The 19,409-nt window shown below is 68.9% G+C and carries 17 protein-coding genes; 8 read left to right on the top strand and 9 right to left on the bottom strand.

Features of this window, described 5'->3' with window-relative positions; translation table 11 throughout:
* Window positions 1-201: 201 nt before the first annotated feature.
* Window positions 202-792, bottom strand: a complete 591-nt coding sequence (locus G3M62_RS20265) for a GNAT family N-acetyltransferase (protein ID WP_165191384.1) — start codon at window positions 790-792, stop codon at window positions 202-204.
* A gap of 449 nt (window positions 793-1,241) precedes the next feature.
* On the opposite strand from G3M62_RS20265, the gene G3M62_RS20270 reads away from it, so the two are divergent.
* Both G3M62_RS20270 and G3M62_RS20275 read left to right on the top strand, forming a co-directional pair.
* Entirely contained in the window at window positions 1,242-1,454 is a 213-nt protein-coding gene (locus tag G3M62_RS20270; protein WP_165190286.1) for a hypothetical protein, read from the top strand.
* Window positions 1,455-1,521: 67 nt separating this feature from the next.
* Window positions 1,522-2,448 (top strand): LysR family transcriptional regulator, encoded by a 927-nt coding sequence (locus tag G3M62_RS20275; protein ID WP_165190288.1) that lies wholly within the window; start codon window positions 1,522-1,524, stop codon window positions 2,446-2,448.
* On the opposite strand, the gene G3M62_RS20280 is transcribed toward G3M62_RS20275, so the two are convergent.
* On the bottom strand, window positions 2,445-2,801 hold the full coding sequence (locus tag G3M62_RS20280) for a hypothetical protein (protein ID WP_165190290.1): 357 nt from the start codon (window positions 2,799-2,801) through the stop codon (window positions 2,445-2,447). The genes G3M62_RS20275 and G3M62_RS20280 overlap by 4 nt on opposite strands.
* Before the next feature lie 244 nt (window positions 2,802-3,045).
* On the opposite strand from G3M62_RS20280, the gene G3M62_RS20285 reads away from it, so the two are divergent.
* Window positions 3,046-4,353: an acyl-CoA dehydrogenase family protein gene (locus tag G3M62_RS20285; RefSeq protein WP_165190292.1), complete on the top strand. Its 1,308-nt coding sequence runs from the start codon at window positions 3,046-3,048 to the stop codon at window positions 4,351-4,353.
* Between the two features lie 78 nt (window positions 4,354-4,431).
* On the opposite strand, the gene G3M62_RS20290 is transcribed toward G3M62_RS20285, so the two are convergent.
* Complete coding sequence (locus G3M62_RS20290) at window positions 4,432-5,076, bottom strand: glutathione S-transferase family protein (protein WP_165190294.1); 645 nt, start codon at window positions 5,074-5,076, stop codon at window positions 4,432-4,434.
* A gap of 112 nt (window positions 5,077-5,188) precedes the next feature.
* Here G3M62_RS20290 and G3M62_RS20295 point away from each other — a divergent pair, with 112 nt between their 5' ends.
* Window positions 5,189-5,749: a TetR/AcrR family transcriptional regulator gene (locus G3M62_RS20295; protein WP_165190296.1), complete on the top strand. Its 561-nt coding sequence runs from the start codon at window positions 5,189-5,191 to the stop codon at window positions 5,747-5,749.
* Window positions 5,750-5,821: 72 nt separating this feature from the next.
* On the opposite strand, the gene G3M62_RS20300 is transcribed toward G3M62_RS20295, so the two are convergent.
* Both G3M62_RS20300 and G3M62_RS20305 read right to left on the bottom strand, forming a co-directional pair.
* Window positions 5,822-6,967: a hypothetical protein gene (locus tag G3M62_RS20300; RefSeq protein WP_246263347.1), complete on the bottom strand. Its 1,146-nt coding sequence runs from the start codon at window positions 6,965-6,967 to the stop codon at window positions 5,822-5,824.
* 248 nt (window positions 6,968-7,215) lie between these two features.
* Window positions 7,216-8,259: an aspartate-semialdehyde dehydrogenase gene (locus G3M62_RS20305; protein ID WP_165190298.1), complete on the bottom strand. Its 1,044-nt coding sequence runs from the start codon at window positions 8,257-8,259 to the stop codon at window positions 7,216-7,218.
* Window positions 8,260-8,587: 328 nt separating this feature from the next.
* Here G3M62_RS20305 and G3M62_RS20310 point away from each other — a divergent pair, with 328 nt between their 5' ends.
* The gene (locus tag G3M62_RS20310) at window positions 8,588-9,364 is read left to right on the top strand and encodes a peptidoglycan-binding domain-containing protein (protein ID WP_165190300.1); all 777 of its coding nucleotides are present in this window, start codon (window positions 8,588-8,590) and stop codon (window positions 9,362-9,364) included.
* A gap of 7 nt (window positions 9,365-9,371) precedes the next feature.
* On the opposite strand, the gene G3M62_RS20315 is transcribed toward G3M62_RS20310, so the two are convergent.
* Window positions 9,372-10,415, bottom strand: a complete 1,044-nt coding sequence (locus tag G3M62_RS20315) for a hypothetical protein (protein WP_165190302.1) — start codon at window positions 10,413-10,415, stop codon at window positions 9,372-9,374.
* Window positions 10,416-10,728: 313 nt separating this feature from the next.
* Here G3M62_RS20315 and G3M62_RS20320 point away from each other — a divergent pair, with 313 nt between their 5' ends.
* Both G3M62_RS20320 and G3M62_RS20325 read left to right on the top strand, forming a co-directional pair.
* The gene (locus G3M62_RS20320) at window positions 10,729-12,237 is read left to right on the top strand and encodes a DNA-3-methyladenine glycosylase 2 (RefSeq protein WP_165190304.1); all 1,509 of its coding nucleotides are present in this window, start codon (window positions 10,729-10,731) and stop codon (window positions 12,235-12,237) included.
* Window positions 12,227-12,745: a methylated-DNA--[protein]-cysteine S-methyltransferase gene (locus G3M62_RS20325; protein WP_246263349.1), complete on the top strand. Its 519-nt coding sequence runs from the start codon at window positions 12,227-12,229 to the stop codon at window positions 12,743-12,745. Before G3M62_RS20320 ends, G3M62_RS20325 begins: the two co-directional genes overlap by 11 nt.
* Here the strand turns inward: G3M62_RS20325 and G3M62_RS26630 are convergent.
* Window positions 12,730-12,957, bottom strand: a complete 228-nt coding sequence (locus G3M62_RS26630) for a hexameric tyrosine-coordinated heme protein (RefSeq protein WP_246263350.1) — start codon at window positions 12,955-12,957, stop codon at window positions 12,730-12,732. The genes G3M62_RS20325 and G3M62_RS26630 overlap by 16 nt on opposite strands.
* A 157-nt stretch (window positions 12,958-13,114) precedes the next feature.
* Here G3M62_RS26630 and G3M62_RS20335 point away from each other — a divergent pair, with 157 nt between their 5' ends.
* A complete protein-coding gene (locus G3M62_RS20335) occupies window positions 13,115-14,878 on the top strand; it encodes a chloride channel protein (protein ID WP_165190308.1) in 1,764 nt (587 codons plus the stop codon).
* A 139-nt stretch (window positions 14,879-15,017) separates the two neighbouring features.
* Here the strand turns inward: G3M62_RS20335 and G3M62_RS20340 are convergent, their stop codons facing one another.
* Window positions 15,018-16,484 (bottom strand): CehA/McbA family metallohydrolase, encoded by a 1,467-nt coding sequence (locus G3M62_RS20340; protein ID WP_165190310.1) that lies wholly within the window; start codon window positions 16,482-16,484, stop codon window positions 15,018-15,020.
* Window positions 16,485-16,555: 71 nt separating this feature from the next.
* Entirely contained in the window at window positions 16,556-19,354 is a 2,799-nt protein-coding gene (locus G3M62_RS20345; RefSeq protein ID WP_165190330.1) for a TonB-dependent receptor, read from the bottom strand.
* Between the last annotated feature and the right edge of the window lie 55 nt (window positions 19,355-19,409).

The following is a 19,409-nucleotide window of genomic DNA, read 5'->3' on the forward strand; positions in this document are numbered from 1 at the left end:
GGCGCAGGTTTGCTGGAAGAAATGGCCCCAACCGGTGGATACGAGCCCGTAGCCGCCCGCCTCGCTGGCGCGCGAATGCCTCGTCCTTCGACAAGTTCAGGATGAGGCATTCGAGCTCAACCGCCCTAAAACGTAGCCCTCATCTTGAGCTTGTCGAAGGCCGAGGGCGACTCCTCGGCGACGAGCGAACGCCCACAGCGCCTAGACGAACGCTTCCTGCAGGCGGAAATCCAGGCGCTGCTTGACGCCCGGCCAGTCGGCGTCGGTGATCGAGAACACGGCGGTGTCGCGCACGTGGCCGGTCCAGGTGATCTTGTGATTGCGCAGCACGCCGTCCTTGTCGGCGCCCAGCTTCTCGACGGCGGCCTGGCTGCGGCCGTTGCGCACGTCGATCATGAACTCCACACGGATCGCGCCGGCGTCGAAGGCGTGGCCCAGCATCAGCAGCTTGGACTCCGGGTTGATCGGGCCCGAGCGGGCGTCGGGGTGCAGGAAGGTCGAACCGACTTCCAGGCCCTTGTGCAGCTTGCGGATGTTCAGATAGCTGGACGTGCCGACCACCTTGTTGTCGGACAGTCGGCGGATGGCGAAGCCGATCCGTTCGCCGCGCTCGGTCTCGCCCTTCAGCGCGCCCCACCAGTCGGCGAAGCCCTCGCCGCAGCCGTTGGTCGACATGATCTCCCAACTGGCGGGATCGCAGTCGATCGCGCCCTTCAGCTCGGCGCGCAGCTCTGGCGTGATCGGTTCGAGCCGCACGTAGCGGCCTTCGAGGGGGCGAATCTGGATGTTCATGGGCGGCAGGATGACCCCGCCCGGCGGCCGGGCGCAAGATCGGGCGGAGATCGGGGCGACCTTCATACCGCCCTCGCCCTTTACGCAAGCACCTTGGCCGGGGCCTTCGCCGCGCCGCGCGACTCGCTTCGAAACGGCCGGGTCAAGAGACGAATCAGGTTCGAATTTCAGTATTCATTCAAGATATAGACCGATATCTAAAACATATATCAGCAGTAAATACCCACAGTAATATTAAATTTACCATGAAAACGGCCACGTTTACAGCAACGTAGCGTTTTCAATAAAACATAATTGCAACCGAATTCGATTTTACATAGTTTTACGTTTGGGAATCTCAGGATTCGCATTCATTTTAATGACCGTCCCACTCACGTCGCGTCGGCTTCCGATCGACGTAGCCCAAGGCGTCGCTTGAGCGGTACGGCCTCAGTAAAGAGACGCGTCTCGTGCCCAGTCGTTCAGCTCGATCGAACGCCCTTAAGCCGGAAAACAAGGCGCTGGTGGTCTTCACCTCGGCGTTGCAGTTGATGGCCATTGTCGTGGTCTGGCTGCTGGCCATCATTCCAGTCGGCCTGATGGCCCTGGCCGTCACCTTGTGGAAGCTGGCGTCCAAACTCGTTCCACACGCCGGGGCCGCCAAGAGCGTCCCTCCGCTCTGATTTTCGCACCTCGCCCAACCTTCACCGCCCAGCGCTCCGGCGCCCTGCCCGAGCGCCCAGACACCGCATGGAACTTCGCCACCTCCGCTACTTCCTCGCCGTCGCCGAGGAACAGAACTTCACGCGCGCCGCCGCCCGGATCGGCATCGGCCAGCCGCCGCTCAGCCAGCAGATCCGCGACCTGGAGGACGAGATCGGCTACCCGCTGTTTCACCGGCGGCCGCACGGCGCGATCCTGACCGAGGCGGGCCAAGCCTTCATCGGCGGAGCGCGGCAGGTGCTGGCCCTGGCCGACGGGGCCAAGCGCGCCGCCCAGCGGGCCGGCGGGGGCCAGCAGGGCGCGCTGCGGGTGGGCTTCACCTCGTCGGCCAATTTCCACCCGGCGGTCACCGAGGCCTTCGCCCTGTTCCATTGGAAGTATCCCGAGGCCAGCCTGATGGTCGAGGAAGGCACCTCCACGCGCCTGGCCGAGCGGCTGATCCGCGCCGAACTGGACGCCGCCTTCGTCCGCCCCAGCAATGTTCCCGACACCAGCCTGGACCTGCTGTCTCTGGGCGACGAGCCGCTGATCCTGGCCCTGCCCGCCGGACACGCCCTGGCCGGTCAGGCCCGCATCGCGCTGGCCGCGCTGCGGCGCGAGCCGTTCGTGATCTTCTCGCGCGCCCTGGGCCAGACCTTCCTGAACCTGCTGCTCGAGGCCTGCCGGCGCGAGGGTTTCGAGCCGACACTGGGCCAGGAGACGCCGCAGATCGGCGCGATGATCAACCTGGTCGCCGCGGGCCTGGGCGTGGCTCTGGTGCCGGCCTCGATCGCCCAGCTGGCGGTGCGAGGCGTGGTCTATCGGCCGATCGACGGCCTGGCGCCGCGCGTCGGCCTGGCCCTGGCCACTCGCCGCGAAGACCTCTCGCCCCTGGGCCGCAACTTCCTGGCCCTGATCCCGCCCTCGTCGGGCGGCGACGCCGAACACGGCGATGCGCCCCGGCGCGGAGGCTAGGCGCGCACGTCCAGGCCTTCCAGCCGGTCCAACGCCCAGCCCATGCGGGCCACGTCGTTGGCGTCGCCGCGATAGGCCGCCCCGCCCTGGGCCTGGCGGGCCAGATCGACGAAGTCGGCCTGCTGGTCGTCGGCGGCGCCCGGCAGGCTCACGCTCAGGCTGACCAGGGCGGTGCTGTCGCGCAGCGACATCGCGCCGGAACGGACCTGGCCGTTGACCCAGTCGCGCATGTCCTGGCGGGTGGCGCTGGTCGGATCGAAGGCCGGGACCGCGGCGTCGCTCGCCGCCCCCATCGTCGCTCCGGTCGGCGCGGGAAGCGGCGGCGCATAGGCGGCGCGGGATTCGATCTTCATGGCGGGCCTCCTGGCCGGTGCTTTCCGGCTCCATCGCGCGCCAGCAAGGACCGCGCCATTTCGCCACGGCCAAGCTTTTCAACGGCTTGCCGCATGGGCAAAACCGACACGGCGGAAGCGGTCGGCACAATCTTTCACCCCGGCATGGTCGAGCACGACACGCCCTTGCCGTCCGCGTCAATTCGGTGCTAGAACGATTTCAAACAAGTGTTTGAGATCACAAGAAACGGAATCGGGAAGCGCCATGGATTTCGATATCTCCCCCACGCAGCGGCAGTTCCTCGACCGCGTCACCGCGTTCATGGAAGAGCACATCGTTCCGGCCGTCCCGCGCTACGAGGCCGAGATGAACGTGCTCGGGGCCGAGCGCTGGAAGGTCGTCCAAGTCGTCGAGGAACTAAAGGCCAAGGCCAAGGCGGCCGGCCTGTGGAACTTCTTCATGCCGCCCCACAGCGGCCAGACCCACGTCGACGACACCTTCGTCTTCGAAGGCGTGCAACTGACCAACCTCGAATACAGCCTGATCGCCGAACAGCTGGGCAAGATCGGCTTCGCTTCGGAGGTGTTCAACTGCTCGGCGCCCGACACCGGCAACATGGAAGTGCTGATGCGCTACGGCACGCTTGAGCAGAAGGAGCGCTGGCTGCGCCCGCTGATGAACGGCGAGATCCGCAGCGCCTTCCTGATGACCGAACCGGCCGTGGCCAGCTCGGACGCCACCAACATCGAGACCCGCATCGAGCGCGACGGCGATCACTATATGATCAACGGCCGCAAGTGGTGGAGCTCGGGCGTCGGCGATCCGCGCTGCAAGGTCGCCATCGTCATGGGCAAGACCGATCCGGACAACGCCAGCCGCCACCAGCAACAGAGCCAGGTTCTGGTGCCGATGGACAGCCCCGGCATCGAGATCGTCCGCATGCTGCCGGTGTTCGGCTATGACGACGCTCCGCACGGCCACGCCGAGGTGATCCTCAAGGACGTGCGCGTGCCGGTCGAGGACGCCCTGCTGCTGGGCGAAGGCCGCGGCTTCGAGATCGCCCAGGGCCGCCTGGGCCCCGGCCGCATCCACCATTGCATGCGCACCATCGGCACGGCCGAGGTCGCGCTGGAGAAGATGTGCAAGCGCCTGATGAGCCGCAAGGCGTTCGGCAAGTACATCTCCGACCAGTCCGTCTGGGAAGAGCGCGTCGCCGACGCCCGCATCGACATCGAGATGTGCCGCCTGCTGTGCCTGAAGGCCGCCGACATGATGGACAAGGCCGGCAACAAGTCTGCCCGCCTGGAGATCGCGATGATCAAGGTGGCGGCCCCGCGCCTGGCCCTGAAGATCATCGACGACGCCATCCAGGCCCACGGCGGCGGCGGCGTCACCACCGACTTCGGCCTGGCGAAAGCCTATGCCGGCATCCGCACCCTGCGCCTGGCCGACGGTCCGGACGAGGTGCACCAGCGCACCATCGCCCGGATGGAGTACGGCAAGTACGGCGACCTGGCCTACCAGCAGAAGGCCGAGCGCGAGCGGGCCCGCGAAGTGGCCGGGATCCGGTAGGGTTTTTCGTCCGTGGAATGAGGAAGGCCTCCCGGAGCGATCCGGGAGGCCTTTTCTTTGGACGTCCAGCGGCGGCTATTACGCTGGCGACTTCACGCTGGGCCGTTCCGCCACGCGCGCCCGCCACGCCGTCAGGGCCGTGCAGTCCTCGGGGATGGCGATGCGGGCGAAGTCAGCGAAGGCCAGGCCGCCCCAGACCGTGATGTCGGCCATCGAGAAGGTCTCGCCGGCCACGTAATCCCGCTCGCGCAGCACGCCGTCGAAATAGCGCATGCCGGCCACCGCCTTGTCGCGCGAGCGCTCGCCCCAGGCCTGGCGACCGTCCCAGTCGGGGCTCTTGTGGGGCAGCAGCTTCTCGCCCAGGCCCGGCGTGGCGTGGTGGAAATAGATCCCGACCGCGTCGATCAGCTCGGACTCGGCCCGCTTCTGCATCATGTGGATCACCGCCTTCTCGCGTGGCGTCTTGCCGGTCAGCGTCGGGTTGCCGTCGAGATTGTCGAGGTACTCGGTGATGGCCGTGCATTCGGAGATGAAGAGGCCGTCGTCCAGCTCCAACACCGGCACCGTGCCCGTCGGGTTCTTCGCCAGGAAAGCCGGCTGCTTGTGCTCGGCGCCGGGCAGGTCGACCGGCACGAAGGTGACGGCGTCGGCCAGACCCTTCTCGGCCAGGGCGATGCGAACGCGGGCCGGATTGGGCCCGATGGCGAAGTCGTGGATTTTCATGGCGGCTGCCTCTTCGTTGATTCTACCTATCGATAGGTAGACGAAATCCGTAAAGCCCTTTCGCGGCGCGCCGTCAACGATTATCTATCGGTAGATAGGTAAGGAGACGCCGGTGCCCCCCGAGACGAAGATCGACACGCGACAGGCGATCATGGACGCGGGGCAGGCCGTGGTGCAGGCCCGTGGCTACAACGCCCTGAGCTTCCGCGAACTGGCCAAGACGGTCGGGATCAAGAGCGCCAGCATCCACTACCACTTCCCGACCAAGGGCGACCTGGGCGCGGCCCTGGCCAAGCGCTACACCGAGACGGCGGCCGCGGGCCTCGAGCGCGTCCTGGCCGCCACGCCCGACGCGTCCGAACGCATCAGCCACTATACGGGCGTGTTCCGCGCCGCCCTGCTCAACGACAACCGCATGTGCCTGGTCGGGATCATGGCCGCCGAAAAGACCGACCTGCCCGCCGAGGTGCTGGTCGAGGTCGACAAGTTCGTCGCCCTCAACGTCGCCTGGCTGACGCAGGTGCTGGGCCTGACGGGCCCCGACGCGGACGCGAAGGCCCTGGCGGTGCTGTCGGCCGTCAACGGCGCCCAGCTGATGGCGCGCGGCGGCGGCGACGTGGCGATCTACGACCGCACCATCGCCGCCTATCGGACGGCGGGGCTGCTTCCCTGAGACGAAGGCCTCCCGGAGCGATCCGGGAGGCCTTTTCAGTCACCCGCGATCAACCGCGACCGGGGCGGCCGGTCACCATCGACGCTGGGCCGGCTGCAGACGGCTTTGCCCCACCTTCGAATAGGTCGAACCCGGACGATAGTCGGCCAGCCCCGGAATCTCTTCCGGAACGGGCGACATCGCCGCCACGTCCGTGCCGGGCGCGTTCACGCCGCCCACCGGGATCAGCACCCCACGAGCCGGGCGCGAGGCCGCCGCCGCCATGACCGGCGAGGCCGCCGGGGCGCGAGGCGCGCCGGCCGCGTCGTTGACGCACTGGGCGGTGTCGCTCAGGGCGTGCTGACCCAGGCAGAAGACGTCCTCGTACTGCGGACCGGCCACGGCCAGGCACTGGTAGAGATTCAGCTTGGCCATCGTCATGCATTTGGCGCTCGTCTCCTCGCGCATGATCTTGTCCAAGCCGTCGACATGGTCGTCGTCGGCCGCGCCCAGCAGGGCCAGGGCGGCCAGGGCCGTGGCCCGCACGGTCACCGGCGTGAAAGCCGCCCCGCCCTCGCCGAACCCGCCGAAGTCTCCGCCTCGACCCTCGCGCGGCGCGGTCGCCGCCTGGATCAGCCGGCCCGCGTCCTCCTCGCCGGGATTGAAGAAGGTCTCCGACATCGCCTTGATCCGGGCCAGGCGGCCGGCCCCGTCGACGATGGGACCGCGCGACCAGTCATCGCGCTGAACATCGTAGGCCGCCTGCTTGACCGCCCGGCCGGCGGCGTCCAGCGGCGCGCCGCGCTTGAGCAGGGCCGCCTGGGCCCGGCTGGCGGCGGCGCCGACGCCCTCGATCTCGGTCACGCTTTCAGGATCATCCCGCAGCCGAGCGATCAGCACCTCGGGCGGCGTGTCGCGCGTGGCCTGGCGGACGCCGTCGATGAAGGCCTGCTCCTGCAAGGCCGCGATGGCCCCGTAGGCGATCATGCCGGCGTCCAGTTGCTCGGCGCGATAGGCCGAACCCTTGGCCAGGGCGTCGGCGACACCCCCGCCGTCCGCGAAGGTCGCCTGAATGCCGCCGGCCCCGCGGGTGTAGGTTTCGAAGGCGCTGGCGGCGGCGACGACGTCGCGGGCCAGGCTGACGCCGGGTTCGCTCCGCTCCTGACGAGCGACCGCGAAGCCGGACACGGCGACCACGGCGACGAGCGTGCTCGTCGCCCAAAAGACAGGTTGTCTCATCTTGATAGCCCCAGGACCGAAACCGGCCCTCCTGAACGTCCCTCAAGTTGAGCATTCCGCAATATTCGCTGAAAATCGAGTTAATAAGTTCACTTATTTTACCAATTAACTTCGACGAATATGGAAATAAGCTTGACAATTACAGTATATGGATAACAATTTTCATGTATATGAACAAATGTCGCGTTGTCGACACTTTTCAAGCTTAGCCGGTGGGGCGGCTTTCCATGAGCCGCCCCACGCCACGTCTATCGGCCGACCAGCACCTCGGCGATCTGCACCGCGTTCAGCGCCGCGCCCTTGCGCAGGTTGTCGCCGCTGACGAACAGCGCCAGCCCGTGCTCCACTGTCGGGTCGGACCGCACGCGGCCGACGAACACCGGATCCTGGCCCGCCGCCGCCAGCGGGTTGGGCGCCTCGGTCAGCACCACGCCCGGCGCCTGGCCCAGCAGCTCCAGCGCCTGGGCCACCGAGATCGGCCGCTCGAACGCGGCGTTGATCGACAGCGAGTGGCCCGTGAACACCGGCACCCGCACGCAGGTGCCCGACACCGGCAGGTCGGGGATTTCCAGGATCTTGCGGCTCTCGTCGCGCAGCTTGGCCTCCTCCTCGGTATAGCCGTCCACGCCCAGCTTGTAGTTCAGCGGCACTACGTTGAAGGCGATCGGCGCGACCCACTTGCGGGGCGCCGGGAAGGTCACGGCCTGGCCGTCGCGGGCCAGGCCGGCGGCGTCCTGGGCGACGGCGCGGACCTGCTCGTCCAGCTCCTCGATCCCGGCCACCCCACCGCCCGACACCGCCTGGTAGGTGCTGACCACCAGGCGCTTGAGACCGGCGGCTTCGTGCAGGGGCTTGAGGGCCGGCATGGCCGCCATGGTCGTGCAGTTGGGATTGGCGACGATGCCCTTGGGGATCGAGGCCAGGGCGTGGGGGTTCACCTCGGCCACCACCAGCGGCACGTCCGGGTCATCGCGCCAAGCCGAGGAGTTGTCGATGACGATCGCGCCGGCCGCCGCGACCTTGGGCGCGAGGGCCCGCGCGGTGTCGCCGCCGGCCGAGAAGAACACGATGTCCAGGCCGGCATAATCGGCGGTGGCGGCGTCCTCGACCACGATCTCCTGGTCGCCCCAGGCCAGCCTGGTCCCGGCCGAGCGCGCCGAGGCGAACAGGCGCAGCGAGGCCAGCGGGAAGTTCCGCTCGGCCAGCAGCGCGCGCATCATCTCACCGACCAGACCGGTCGCGCCGACGACGCCCACATGAGGCGGATTGGAAGTGGAAAAGGCCGAAGTCATGATCTTGCGTCTCCTGAAGATGCGGAGGCGCGGGGATGTCTGCCGGTGTGGACAGGCCCCGCGCATCGGCGGGGCTGCTGTCCGGGGTGTCGCGCTCTAGACCTCGCGCATACCCGCACACGCCCCGCACGAGCGGGTCGTTTTGCGAATAATAATGGCTTTGGTCATCGCGACGGACATGGCGCAGCTCTCTAGGGACCAAAGCGGCGGATGTAAACCGCCGGCGATCTTCGCCGCCCCGCTCGACCGTTCGGGGAGCTCCAGATTTAACTATCTTTTTGCGATAGTTACAGGGTAAAATCAACCTGGAGAAATCGGGGGCTCAGCCATGTCACAGTACTCGCCAAACCGCGTGACGGCTGAACTGGCTTTCAACGGTCCGGTCCAAAAGGGCGCCAAGGGCTTTCAGGCCAAGCGCGTCCAGGAGTGGCTCTCCCTTCATCGCTTCGGGCTGGAGATCGACGAGGATTTCGGTCCCGCCACCCTGCTCCAGGTCAAGGCCTTCCAGACCAAGTTCGGCCTCCAGCCGACCGGCGTGGTGGATCTCGCCACGCATCAAGCCCTGACCGGCCCGCTGGACCATGCGATCCAGCTGCTCCCGCCCAACGGAGGCTCACTGACGCAGCTGATCGTCGCCCACGCGGCGCAACACGTGGCGCAGTCGCCGGGCGAGGCCGGGGGCGACAATCGGGGTCCGTGGGTTCGCGCCTATATGGGCTGGGAGGGCAAGCCCGCCCTGTGGTGCGCGGGCTTCGCCTGTTTCGCCCTCGAACAGGCGGCCACGGCCCTGGGCGTCCAACAGCCGATCGCGTCGTCGCAAGGTTGCGACGCGCTGGCCGACCGGGCCAAGCACATCGGGAAATTCGTCAGCGGCGCGGACGTCGCCAGCGGCGCGTTCAAGAAGTCCGCCATCGTGCCGGGCAGCTTCTTTCTCATCCGGGCCACGCCCACCGACTGGACGCATGTCGGCGTGGTGAACGTGGCCGGCGACGACTCCTTCTCCACCTACGAGGGCAACACCCGCGGCAACAATGGGCCAACCAACGGCTCGGTCGCCGTGGCGGGCGCCAGAGGTTACGACCACAAGGACTTCATAGTCTGGTAGAGCGCGCCTACGGGACCGGGATCGGCGACATCGCCGCCACATTCGTACCGCCCACCGGGATCATGAAGCCCGGCTTCGGCCGCGAGACCGGCGCCGCCGCCGGCAGGGCCGGAGCGCTGGCCCCGCCGGCCGCGTCGTTGACGCACTGGGCGGTGTCGATCAGGGCGTGCTGGCCCAGGCAGAAGACGTCCTCGTAGTGCGGACCGGCCACGGCCAGGCACTGGTAGAGATTCAGCTTGGCCATCTTCATGCAGTAGCCGCTCTTCTTCTCGTGCATGACGACATCCAGCTTGGCCACGTCCTCGTCGCCGGCCGCGCCCAGCACGGCCAGGGCCGCCAGGGCCGCGGCGCGCACGGTCACCGGAGTGAAGGCCGCCCCGCCCTCGCCGCCCCCGCCGAAACCAGAGGCGCCGCCCGTCTCGCGCGGCGCGGTCGCCGCCTGGATCAGTCGGCCGGCGTCGTCCTCGCCGGGCGTGAAGAAGACCGCCGACATCGCCTTGACCTTGGCCAGGCGGCCGGCGTTGTCGGCGATCGGGCCCTTGGACCAGTCCTGGCGCTGGACGTCGTAGGCCGCCTGCTTGACCGCCTTGCCCGTCACGCCCAGCGGCGCGCCGCGCCCCCGCAGGGCCGCCTGGGCCCGACTGGCGGCGGCCCCGACGCCGTCGATCTCGATGACGCTCTCGGGATTCGCCTCCAGGCGCGCGATCAGTGTCTCGGGCGGCATTTCCCGCGCGGCCTGGCGGACGCCGGCGATGAAGGCCTCCTCCTGCAGCGCCGCGATCGCGCCATAGGCGATCATGCCGGCGTCCAGCTGCTCCGGCTGATACGCCGCCCCCTTGGCCAGGGCCTCGGCGACGGTGTCGCCGTTGCTGAACCCCGCCGAAATCGTCCCGGCCCCGCGCGTGTAGGTTTCGAAGGCGCTGGCCGCGGCCACCACGTCGCGGGCCAGGCTGACCCCGGGCGCGCTGCGCTCCTGGCGGGCGACGGCAAAACCGGAAACGGCGACGACGGCGATCAGCGCGCTCGTCGCCCAAAGAACAGGATACTTCATGATGATGGCCCCAGACCGAACTTGAGGCCTATTGGGCGATCGTCGCGGTTGATCACGCCCTAATCTTCATGCTCACCAGGACGTTAAGGTCCGAGTATTCGACGGTTTTAAGCGCGCGTTTTGTCGCACCAAAGTTCTACATATCAGCCATATGTCGACTTCAGATCATTATTTAGTGAAATGTCGGATAGTAGACACTTAAATAGATGTCCACTCACAGCACCCCAAAATCGCGAAACCTTGGCCCTCGCCGCGCCATGACGACGTCCGAAAACCGCGAGACGACGCCCCGTCCGGGGCTATGATCGGGCGCATGGACCTCGATCCCGACGTTTGCTACCGCGCCATCCAGACCCGAGACGCCCGTTTCGACGGGCGGCTGTTCGTGGCCGTGAAGACGAAGGGTATCTACTGCCGGCCGGTCTGCCCGGCCCGCACGCCGCTGCGCCAGAACGTCACCTTCCACGCCACCGCCGCCTCGGCCCAGGAGGCCGGCTATCGCGCCTGCCTGCGCTGCCGGCCCGAAACCTCGCCGCAGTTGGGGGCCTGGAACGGGGCGTCCAACACCGTCTCGCGCGCCCTGGCGCTGATCGAGGCGGGCGCCCTTGATGACGGAGACGTGGAGACCCTGGCCGAACGGGTCGGCGTCGGCGGGCGGCAGCTGCGGCGGCTGTTCCTGCAACACCTGGGCGCGACGCCGGTCGGGGTGGCCCAGACCCGGCGGGTGCTGTTGGCCAAGCAGCTGATCCACGAGACCGATCTGCCGATGGGCGAGGTGGCCCTGGCCGCCGGCTTCGGCAGCGTGCGGCGCTTCAACGAGACCTTCCAGCAGCTCTACGACCGGCCGCCCGCCGCCCTGCGCCGCAGGAAGGCCATTGCCTCTTCCCATGGGGCCGCGCCGGCCGGCGAGGCCATCGCCCTGACCCTGCGCTACCGCCCGCCCTATGACTGGGACGGCATGCTGGCCTTCCTGGCGATGCGGGCGATCCCCGGCGTCGAGGCGGTGGACAACGACGTCTACCGCCGGGTCATCGCCCTGGACGGCGCGGCCGGGACCATCGCCGTGACGCCGATCGGCGGCGACCGGCTGAGCGTGGCGGTGCGGTTCCCCAAGCCCTCGGCCCTGCCCCGCATCCTGGCCCGGGTGCGGGGGGTGTTCGACCTGTCGGCCGACCCGGTCGGCATCGGCGAGGTGCTGTCGGGCGATCCGGACCTGGCGCGGATGGTGGCCCTGCGCCCCGGCCTACGGGTGCCCGGCGCCTGGGACGGGTTCGAGCTGGCGGTGCGGGCGATCCTGGGCCAGCAGATCACCGTCGTCCAGGCCCGCAAGCTGGCTGGCGACCTGACCGCCGCATACGGCGAGCCGCTGCCGGAGCCCTTCGCCGAGCCGGGCCTGACCCACGCCTTTCCAACCGCCCAGCGCCTGGCCGCCGCCGATCTTTCCGGCCTGAAGATGCCCGGCGCCCGCATCCGCTGCCTGTCGGGCATGGCCGCCGCCCTCGCCGCCGATCCGAACCTGTTGGCCCCGAACGCCAGCCTGACGGAAATGGTCGCCCGCCTGCGCGCCCTGCCCGGCATCGGCGAATGGACGGCCCAGTACATCGCCATGCGCCAGCTGCGTGAGCCCGACGCCTTCCCGGCCGCCGACGTCGCCCTGATGCGCGCCCTGGCCGACGCCGACGGTGTTCGTCCGACAACGGATCAACTGCTGGCGAGAGCCGAGGCCTGGCGGCCGTGGCGAGCGTATGCGGCCCTGCACCTATGGGCTTCGCTGGCCGACGAGGGCGCGCCGCCGGTGCGGAAGGTGAAGCGTGCGGCCTGAGGTTCTGACGCTCGACACCCTGAACACGCCCATCGGCGAGATCGACGTGGTCACCGACGTCCAGGGTCGGCTGCGGGTGCTGGAGTTCCACGACCAGCCCCAGCGCCTGGCCCGGGCTCTGCATCTGCACCATCGCGGCCAGACCGTGGAAGCCAGTCCCGCGCCGACGGCGGTGCGCGACGGGCTGGCCGCCTATTTCGCCGGGGAACTCGCGGCGTTGAAGGCCGTGCCCTGGACGATCGGCGGTACAGCCTTCCAGCACCAGATGTGGAACGCCCTCGTCGAGATCCCGCTGGGCCAGGCCACGACCTACGCCCGCCTGGCCGAGCGGCTAGGCCGCCCCTCGGCGGTGCGCGCCGTCGGCGCGGCCAACGGCGCCAACCCAATCGCCATCGTCGTACCCTGCCACCGGGTGATCGGCGCCGACGGCGCGCTGACCGGCTATGGCGGCGGGATCGAGCGCAAGCGCTGGCTGCTGGCTCACGAGAGCCGTCAGGTCCGCCAATAGCCGTTGGCGGCCGCCACGGTCTGGAAGTTGATCGCCACCACCTGGGACGAGGCGATCAGCGCGTCGGCGTCCTTTTCGTAGACCTCGCGCAGGCGCAGGCGGATCTGCTCGTCGGGCTGGGTCTTCTTGACCGCCACCCGCGACAGCTTGATGGCCAGGTCGAAACCCAGTTCCGGTGTTTCGGTCAGCAGTGACGGCAACCAGGTTTCCACGGCGAGCTCCCTTTGTGATTGCGCCGACGCTAGGCCTAACCAGGCCGCGTGAAGCGAACGAAAGCATCGCCCTTTGCCGATTCCGGACCCATTCGACGCGCGTTGCCTCGCTTGGCCCAGGCCGTAAGATGGCCAGGCCTCGTGGAACCCCAGCGTCATGCAGCTTTCCCTCCCGACCTCCACCTCCGTGCGCTGGCTAAGCTGGCTGCGGCGGCGGATCCGGTCCAGCGAGCTGTGGCTGATCGCGGTGGCCACCCTGATCGGAGCGGGGGCCGGGGCCCTGGCGGTGCTGCAGGCCAAGCTGGCCCACGGCCTGCAGGTGCTGCTGTTCGCCATCGACATGGACGAGCGGCTCAGCGCCCAGAGCGTCATCGCTCCGTGGCGGACCCTGGCCATCCCGCTGGGCGGCCTGGTGCTGGGCCTCGCCACCTGGGCCTGGCTGAAATACCGCCCCAAGCCCGCTGTCGACCCGGTCGAGGCCAACGCCCTGCACGGCGGCCACCTGTCGATCCGCGACAGCGCCTTCATCTGTAGCCAGACCATGCTGTCGAACGGCGTCGGGGCGTCGGTCGGGCTGGAGGCCGCCTACGCCCAGGCCGGGGCGGCCATCGCCTCGTTCGCCGGCCAGAGGCTGAACCTGCGCCGAGCCGACATGCGCACCCTGGTGGGCGCCGGGGCCGGAGCGGCCATCGCCGCGGCCTTCGGCGCGCCGCTGACGGGGGCCTTCTACGCGTTCGAGATCGTCATCGGCGCCTACACCGTCGCCAACCTGGCCCCCGTGGCCGCCGCCGCCCTGGCCGCGGTGCTGGTGGCCGGGCGGATGGGCGGCCTGCCCTATCTGCTGAAGACCTCGACCCCGGCCGTGCAGTCGTGGTTCGACTACGGCCTCTACGCCCTGCTGGGCGTGATCTGCGCCTTCGCCGGTATCGCCCTGATGCGGCTGGTGGCCACGGCCGACCGTTGGGTGGGCAAGTCGAAACTGCCCAAGACCCTGCGTCCGATGGTGGGGGGCGCGGCCCTGGCGGTCATGGCCATGATCACGCCCCAGACCCTGTCGGCCGGCCACGGCGCGCTGCACGTCAACCTGACGGCGGACCTGGGCCTGAAGATGCTGGTGATCCTGCTGGCCATGAAGGCCCTGGCCAGCGTGGTGTCGCTGAGCTTCGGCTTCCGGGGCGGCCTGTTCTTCGCCTCGCTGTTCCTGGGCGTGCTGGTCGGCCAGATCTTCGCGGCCCTGACCGTGTTCGTGCCCTGGTTGCCGTCGCTGGACCCGACGGTGGCGGCCCTGGTCGGACTGGGGGCGTTCGGGGTGGCGGTCGTCGGCGGCCCCTTCACCATGTCCTTCCTGGTGCTGGAGGCGACCGGCGACTTCACCGTGGCCGCCGCCGCCCTGGTGGCCTCGCTGATCGCCAGCGCCCTGGTGCGCGAGACCTTCGGCTATTCGTTCTCGACCTGGCGGCTGCACCTGCGCGGCGAGACCATCCGCAGCGCCCACGACGTATCCTGGATGCGCCCCCTGACCGCCGGGCGGATGATGCGCAAGGACGTCAAGACCGTGCAGGGCGAGGCCACCCTGGCCGAGTTCCGTCGCCGCTACCCGCTGGGCTCGACCAAGCGGGTGGTGATCCTGGACGCCGCCGGCCGCTACGCCGGCATCGTCCGCACGGCCCTGGCCTACGCCCATCCCGACGACAGCGAGATGACCGTGGCGACCCTGGCCCTCTACGCCGACACCGCCCTGCTGCCCGACCAGTCGATCAAGGACGTCATGCGCGCCTTCGACCACACCCAGGCGGACGAGCTGGCCGTGGTCGACGCCAACCACGCGGTGATCGGGATCTTGTCCGAGGCCTACGCGACGCGGCGGTATGCGGAGGAGCTGGACAAGGCGCGGCGGGAGCTGACGGGGGAAGTCACCTAGGTTTAGAGCCGCTCATCCCGGCGAATGCCGGGACCCAGATGGAATAACGCTGGGCCTGACGCCAGACGCGCAGAGCCCTTCCAATCAGCCACTCAGCTATAGGATCTGGGTCCCGGCATTCGCCGGGATGAGCGGGTTTTCAGTGGATAGGCCGCAGATAGATCGGGTTGCCGATCAGCAGCAGTCGCCCTTGGGCGTCACGCAGGTTCAACCGCACCCATGACGCCTTGCCGCCCATCTTCACCGTGAACCCGCCGGTCGGCCCGACAGCCACCGCCAACTTCACGCCATCCCGGATCACCTCCAGCCCCGACAGGTCACCGCCGGCCAGCGAGGCCGTGAAGGCCACCGCCTCGCCGGGACGCGCGGTCAGGACGCCGCCCATGACCGCCTGGCCGGACTTTGACTTGGCGCTCAGGTCCAGCAGCCGATCCTTGGTCCCGTCCAGGTCGATGAACACCCGGCCCGCGCGAACGCCCGCCAGAATCCCCGCCGTCGACAGTTCCTCGGCGTGGACCACCGTGGTCGGGCGGCCGATGGCGCCGGGGGTTTCGGGGGGCAGGCCGGCGTCGTGGTTGTCGCTGCCGCCGACGGCGGTGATGCGGTGGCCGGCGTTCAGTTGAGCCTCCCAGAAGGGCACGCCGAACAGAGGTCCCTCGGCCCGGCCGCCCTGGGCGCGCTGCGAGCCGCCGTTGGCGACCTCGATCGACTGCACCTGGTCATAGTCCGTGTTCGGAACGGTCCAGCCACAGCCCATGCACTGCTCGCCCGAGGGAGAGCTGGGATGGTTGATCGAAAACACCCCGCCGGCCGCCGCCACCGCATCCTGCAGAGCCTTGATCGTCGGCACGGCCGGGTCGCCCAGGCGGAAGTCGATGAAGGCCGTGGGTCCGAAGACGTTGGCGTGGCCCTGGAAGGTGGTGACCTCCCGGCCGGGGATCAGCAGCAGCTGGTCGAAGGCCGGCTGCAGCTCGGCCATGGCCTCGTAGTGGCTGGTGGTGTTGTGGTCGGTGATGGCGATGAAATCCAGGCCCCGGGCCTGGGCCGCCTGCGCCGTGCGATAGACCGGGCACGGGGCGCGGGCGCCGGACTGGGCCAGGCAGGAACCGTCGCTATGGGCGGTGTGCATGTGCAGGTCGCCGCGATACCAGCCGGGCGCGGCCTTCAGCGGCGCGGGCGCGAAGCTCGTCACGCCGGGCCGACGCTCGAAGGTGATCCTGGCCTCGTAGGCCGCCGACGAGCCCGGCCGCGCGTTGGGCACACCCAGCAGCAGGGTCCAGCGGCCGGCCGGCAACGGGCCGGGCAAATAGCTGGGCGTGGCCTCCTCGGCCGAGATCGTGAAGCGCTTCTTGTTGCCGCCGCTCCAGCCGCGGAACCGCACGGGGTCCAGCAGGCCCAGGTCGACGACGGTCTTCTGGTCGCGGGCGTAGTCGACCTCGACGGTCAGGCGGGTGACGCCGTCGGGCACGTCGAAGGTCACCGGCTTGTAGGTCTGGTGGTCGGCGCCCAGCACCTGGCCGGTCAGGACGAGGTCGGGCTTACCCGCTTCAGCGGCCCCGGCGGGCGTGGCCAAAAGGAGGAAGATCAGCGCCAGCCAACGGACCATGCTCGGCTCCTAAAAAGGCGGGCGGCCGGTTGCAGCCGGCCGCCCAGTCGAGGGGATGTCAGGGAAGAAGACTAGAACCGGTACATCAGCGCCGCGCGGAACGAGCGGCCGAACTCCGGACGGCCGACGCCGTACAGCGCCCCGGCCTCGCCGCTGATGATCTGGCCGGCGCGGGGATTGCCTTCGGTCAGGCCCAGCTCGTTGAACAGGTTGTTGCCGTAGCCATAGACCGTCAGGGCGTCGGTGATGTTGTAGCGGATCGTGGCGCCCACCAAGGTGTAGGCCGGCAGTTTCGAGGTGTTGGCGGCGTCCGAATAGCGGTCGTCGTAGCGCTCGACGGTCGTCTCCAGGCGCAGCCTGCTGTCCAGCAGGTTCACGCCCGGCGTCAGGCGGAACGAGGTCTTGGGCACGCGGATCAGCTGGTTGCCGGTGAAGTCGCGGGTGCGGCTGGCCGTGCCGGCCGGCGGCTTGACCTGGCAGGTCGGATCCGAGGCGGCGACCGTGCAGGCCTCTTCGAACTTATAGTCGCCGAACTCGGGGTTCTGGATCGTGGCGCTGAAGCGCAGGTCGAACCACGAGACCGGTCGCACCACGCCTTCCAGCTCCAGGCCCAGGGTCTTGGTGTCGGTCATGCTGGTCTGGTTGACGTAGGCGCCGGTGGTCGGATTGAACACCAGGCTGCCGAAGCCGAGGTTGTCATAGGTGGTCTGGAAGGCCGTGGCGTAGAGCTCGACCTTCGGGGTCACCCATTTGAAGCCCAGCTCCGACAGGTCCATGGTCTGGACCATGCCCGTCGAATTGGTGGCGTTGGTGATGTAGTCGCCCAGCGAGGGCAGGCGGAAGGCCGAGGTGTAGCGGCCGAACATGCCCATCTCGCCGGTGAACTTGTAGTCGACGCCGATCGTCCAGCCGGCGTGCTGGAACTTGCGGTCCAGGCGGTCATAGACGCCCGTGCCCGCCAGCACGGTGTCGTCGGCCGCCGTCGGCGATTGGCCAAGGTTGATGGTCGCCGAGCGCTCGCTGCGGCCCTCGAACTCGATCTTCTCCCAGCGCACGCCGGCGTCGACGCGCAGTTTCGGCGTGATGCTCCACTCGTCGGTCAGGTAGAGGGCCACGGTGTTGGACTTGCCGTCGCCGTTGGCGAACTCGGCGCCGTAGCGGCTGATGCCGTTCTCGGTCAGGCTGGACAGCACCTTGCCGGTCGCGTCGACGGCCACCAGGTCCAGGCGGCGAGCGTTGCTCCGCACGTCCAGCAGGGCGTTGGCCGAGTAGCGGTTGAAAGCCTCTTCGACGTGGGCGTTGTAGACGCCGAACGCCACGTCGTGGGTCTGGCCGGCCACCTCGAACTTGTGCAGGAAGCGGGCGTCGTTGATCAGCTCGTCCAGCGGCACCGAGACGTAGCGGAGCGAGCCGTCGATCACCAGGCCGTTGCCGTTCTGGCCGGCGCCGGCGGTGTTGAACACCTCGCCGCTGGTCGTGTAGCGCAGCTGCACGTCGGTGGCGCCCGGCGTGGCGGCCAGCAGGGCGGCGCGGTACTGCTTGATGCGATCCGAACCCAGCACCGGAGTGTTGGGGAACAGGCCGATGCGCTTGGATTCCGAGGTGCGGTAGCGCAGCGTGTCCTGGAAGTTCCAGCCGTCGAACGGCTCGTACTTGAACACCGCCGTGGCCTGGGTCAGCTCGACCTCGGTGCCGCGCGTCAGGTCCCAGTCGAACGGACCGGTCGGGCCGCGCAGGGTCAGGTGGGCGGTCTCCGGGCCGGCCAGGGTGCCGGTCAGCGGGTCGAAGCCGGGGGCGGCGCTGGGGTCGCCGGCGGCGTTGAACTTCAGCGGCACGCCCGCGAACAGGATGACGTTGTCGTCCAGGTGCTTGAGGTTGAACTCGATGCTGCCGCGCTCGAACTCGCGGCCGGCCTCGACGCGCCACTGATAGCCCTTGTTGGCGTCGAAGCCCGGGTCGCGGATGCCGTCTTCCTCGCGCCAGAAGCCGCCGACCGAGGCGTGCCAGCCGCCGCCGACCGGGCCGCCGTAGAACAGGTCGACGCGCTTGGTGCCGTAGTCGCTGACCTGGACCTTGGCGATGCCTTCGGGCGTGTCGCCGCCCTTGCGGGTGATGAAGTTGACCGTGCCGCCGGGGGCGTAGGAGGCGAAGATCGACGAGGGACCGCCGCGCACCACCTCGATGCGGTCGATGGTCTCGTCCAGGCGGAACGACTGGTCGGCGTTCAGATAGCCCAGGCCGCCGTCGTGCTGGATCGGCGCGCCGTCTTCCTGCAAGGCGATGGCCGAGAAGCCTTCCTGCGGGATGCCGCGGGCGCGGATGTTGGCGCTGGCCTCGCCGCCCGAGGCCTCGACCCAGAAGCCGGGCACGGCCTTCAGCGCGTCGGCCACGCCCATCGGCGAGCGCAGGCGCAGCGACTCGGCGCTCATGGTGGTGACGGCGTAGCTGGTCTCCAGCCGCGTGCGGGCGTCCGAGCCGGCGCGCGAGGTGACGATGATCTCGCCGACCATGTCAGCCGGCGCGTTTGCCAAAGGGGCCGAACCCTTTTCGCGCAGGGTGATGACCTGGGCGTTGGCCGAGGCGATCTCCAGCTCGCCGCCCTCGATCAGCCGGCGCAGGGCCTCCTCGCGGCCATAGGCGCCTTTCAGCCCCGCCGTGCGGTGGCGGGCGGCAACGTCGTAGGGGAACATCAGCTGCACGCCGGCCTGGCGCGAGAAGGCGTTCAGGGCGCTGGCGGTGTCGCCGGCCGGGATGTCGAAGGTCACGCGCGCGGCGGCTTGCGCCTGGGCCGCCGCCGGGACGACGGAAACCAGGGCCGTGGTGGCCAGCAAGGCGCAGGCGCCGATGCGCAGGCCCAAGGTCTTGATCATAGGAATGCCCCCATCTCGTTGATCGCCGTGATCGGCGTCTCGAACGGCAAGACGG

The organism is Caulobacter soli, assembly GCF_011045195.1.
GTDB classification, from domain to species: domain Bacteria; phylum Pseudomonadota; class Alphaproteobacteria; order Caulobacterales; family Caulobacteraceae; genus Caulobacter; species Caulobacter soli.

Bases quoted from the DNA above. Each gene is read 5' to 3' on its own strand.
- G3M62_RS20265 (WP_165191384.1), bottom strand. From the start codon at position 792: ATGAACATCCAGATTCGCCCCCTCGAAGGCCGCTACGTGCGGCTCGAA.
- G3M62_RS20340 (WP_165190310.1), bottom strand. From the start codon at position 16,484: ATGGTCCGTTGGCTGGCGCTGATCTTCCTCCTTTTGGCCACGCCCGCC.
- G3M62_RS20285 (WP_165190292.1), top strand. From the start codon at position 3,046: ATGGATTTCGATATCTCCCCCACGCAGCGGCAGTTCCTCGACCGCGTC.
- G3M62_RS20335 (WP_165190308.1), top strand. From the start codon at position 13,115: ATGCAGCTTTCCCTCCCGACCTCCACCTCCGTGCGCTGGCTAAGCTGG.
- G3M62_RS20310 (WP_165190300.1), top strand. From the start codon at position 8,588: ATGTCACAGTACTCGCCAAACCGCGTGACGGCTGAACTGGCTTTCAAC.
- G3M62_RS20345 (WP_165190330.1), bottom strand. From the start codon at position 19,354: ATGATCAAGACCTTGGGCCTGCGCATCGGCGCCTGCGCCTTGCTGGCC.
- G3M62_RS20275 (WP_165190288.1), top strand. From the start codon at position 1,522: ATGGAACTTCGCCACCTCCGCTACTTCCTCGCCGTCGCCGAGGAACAG.
- G3M62_RS20305 (WP_165190298.1), bottom strand. From the start codon at position 8,259: ATGACTTCGGCCTTTTCCACTTCCAATCCGCCTCATGTGGGCGTCGTC.
- G3M62_RS20315 (WP_165190302.1), bottom strand. From the start codon at position 10,415: ATGAAGTATCCTGTTCTTTGGGCGACGAGCGCGCTGATCGCCGTCGTC.
- G3M62_RS20300 (WP_246263347.1), bottom strand. From the start codon at position 6,967: ATGAGACAACCTGTCTTTTGGGCGACGAGCACGCTCGTCGCCGTGGTC.
- G3M62_RS20290 (WP_165190294.1), bottom strand. From the start codon at position 5,076: ATGAAAATCCACGACTTCGCCATCGGGCCCAATCCGGCCCGCGTTCGC.
- G3M62_RS20320 (WP_165190304.1), top strand. From the start codon at position 10,729: ATGGACCTCGATCCCGACGTTTGCTACCGCGCCATCCAGACCCGAGAC.
- G3M62_RS20280 (WP_165190290.1), bottom strand. From the start codon at position 2,801: ATGAAGATCGAATCCCGCGCCGCCTATGCGCCGCCGCTTCCCGCGCCG.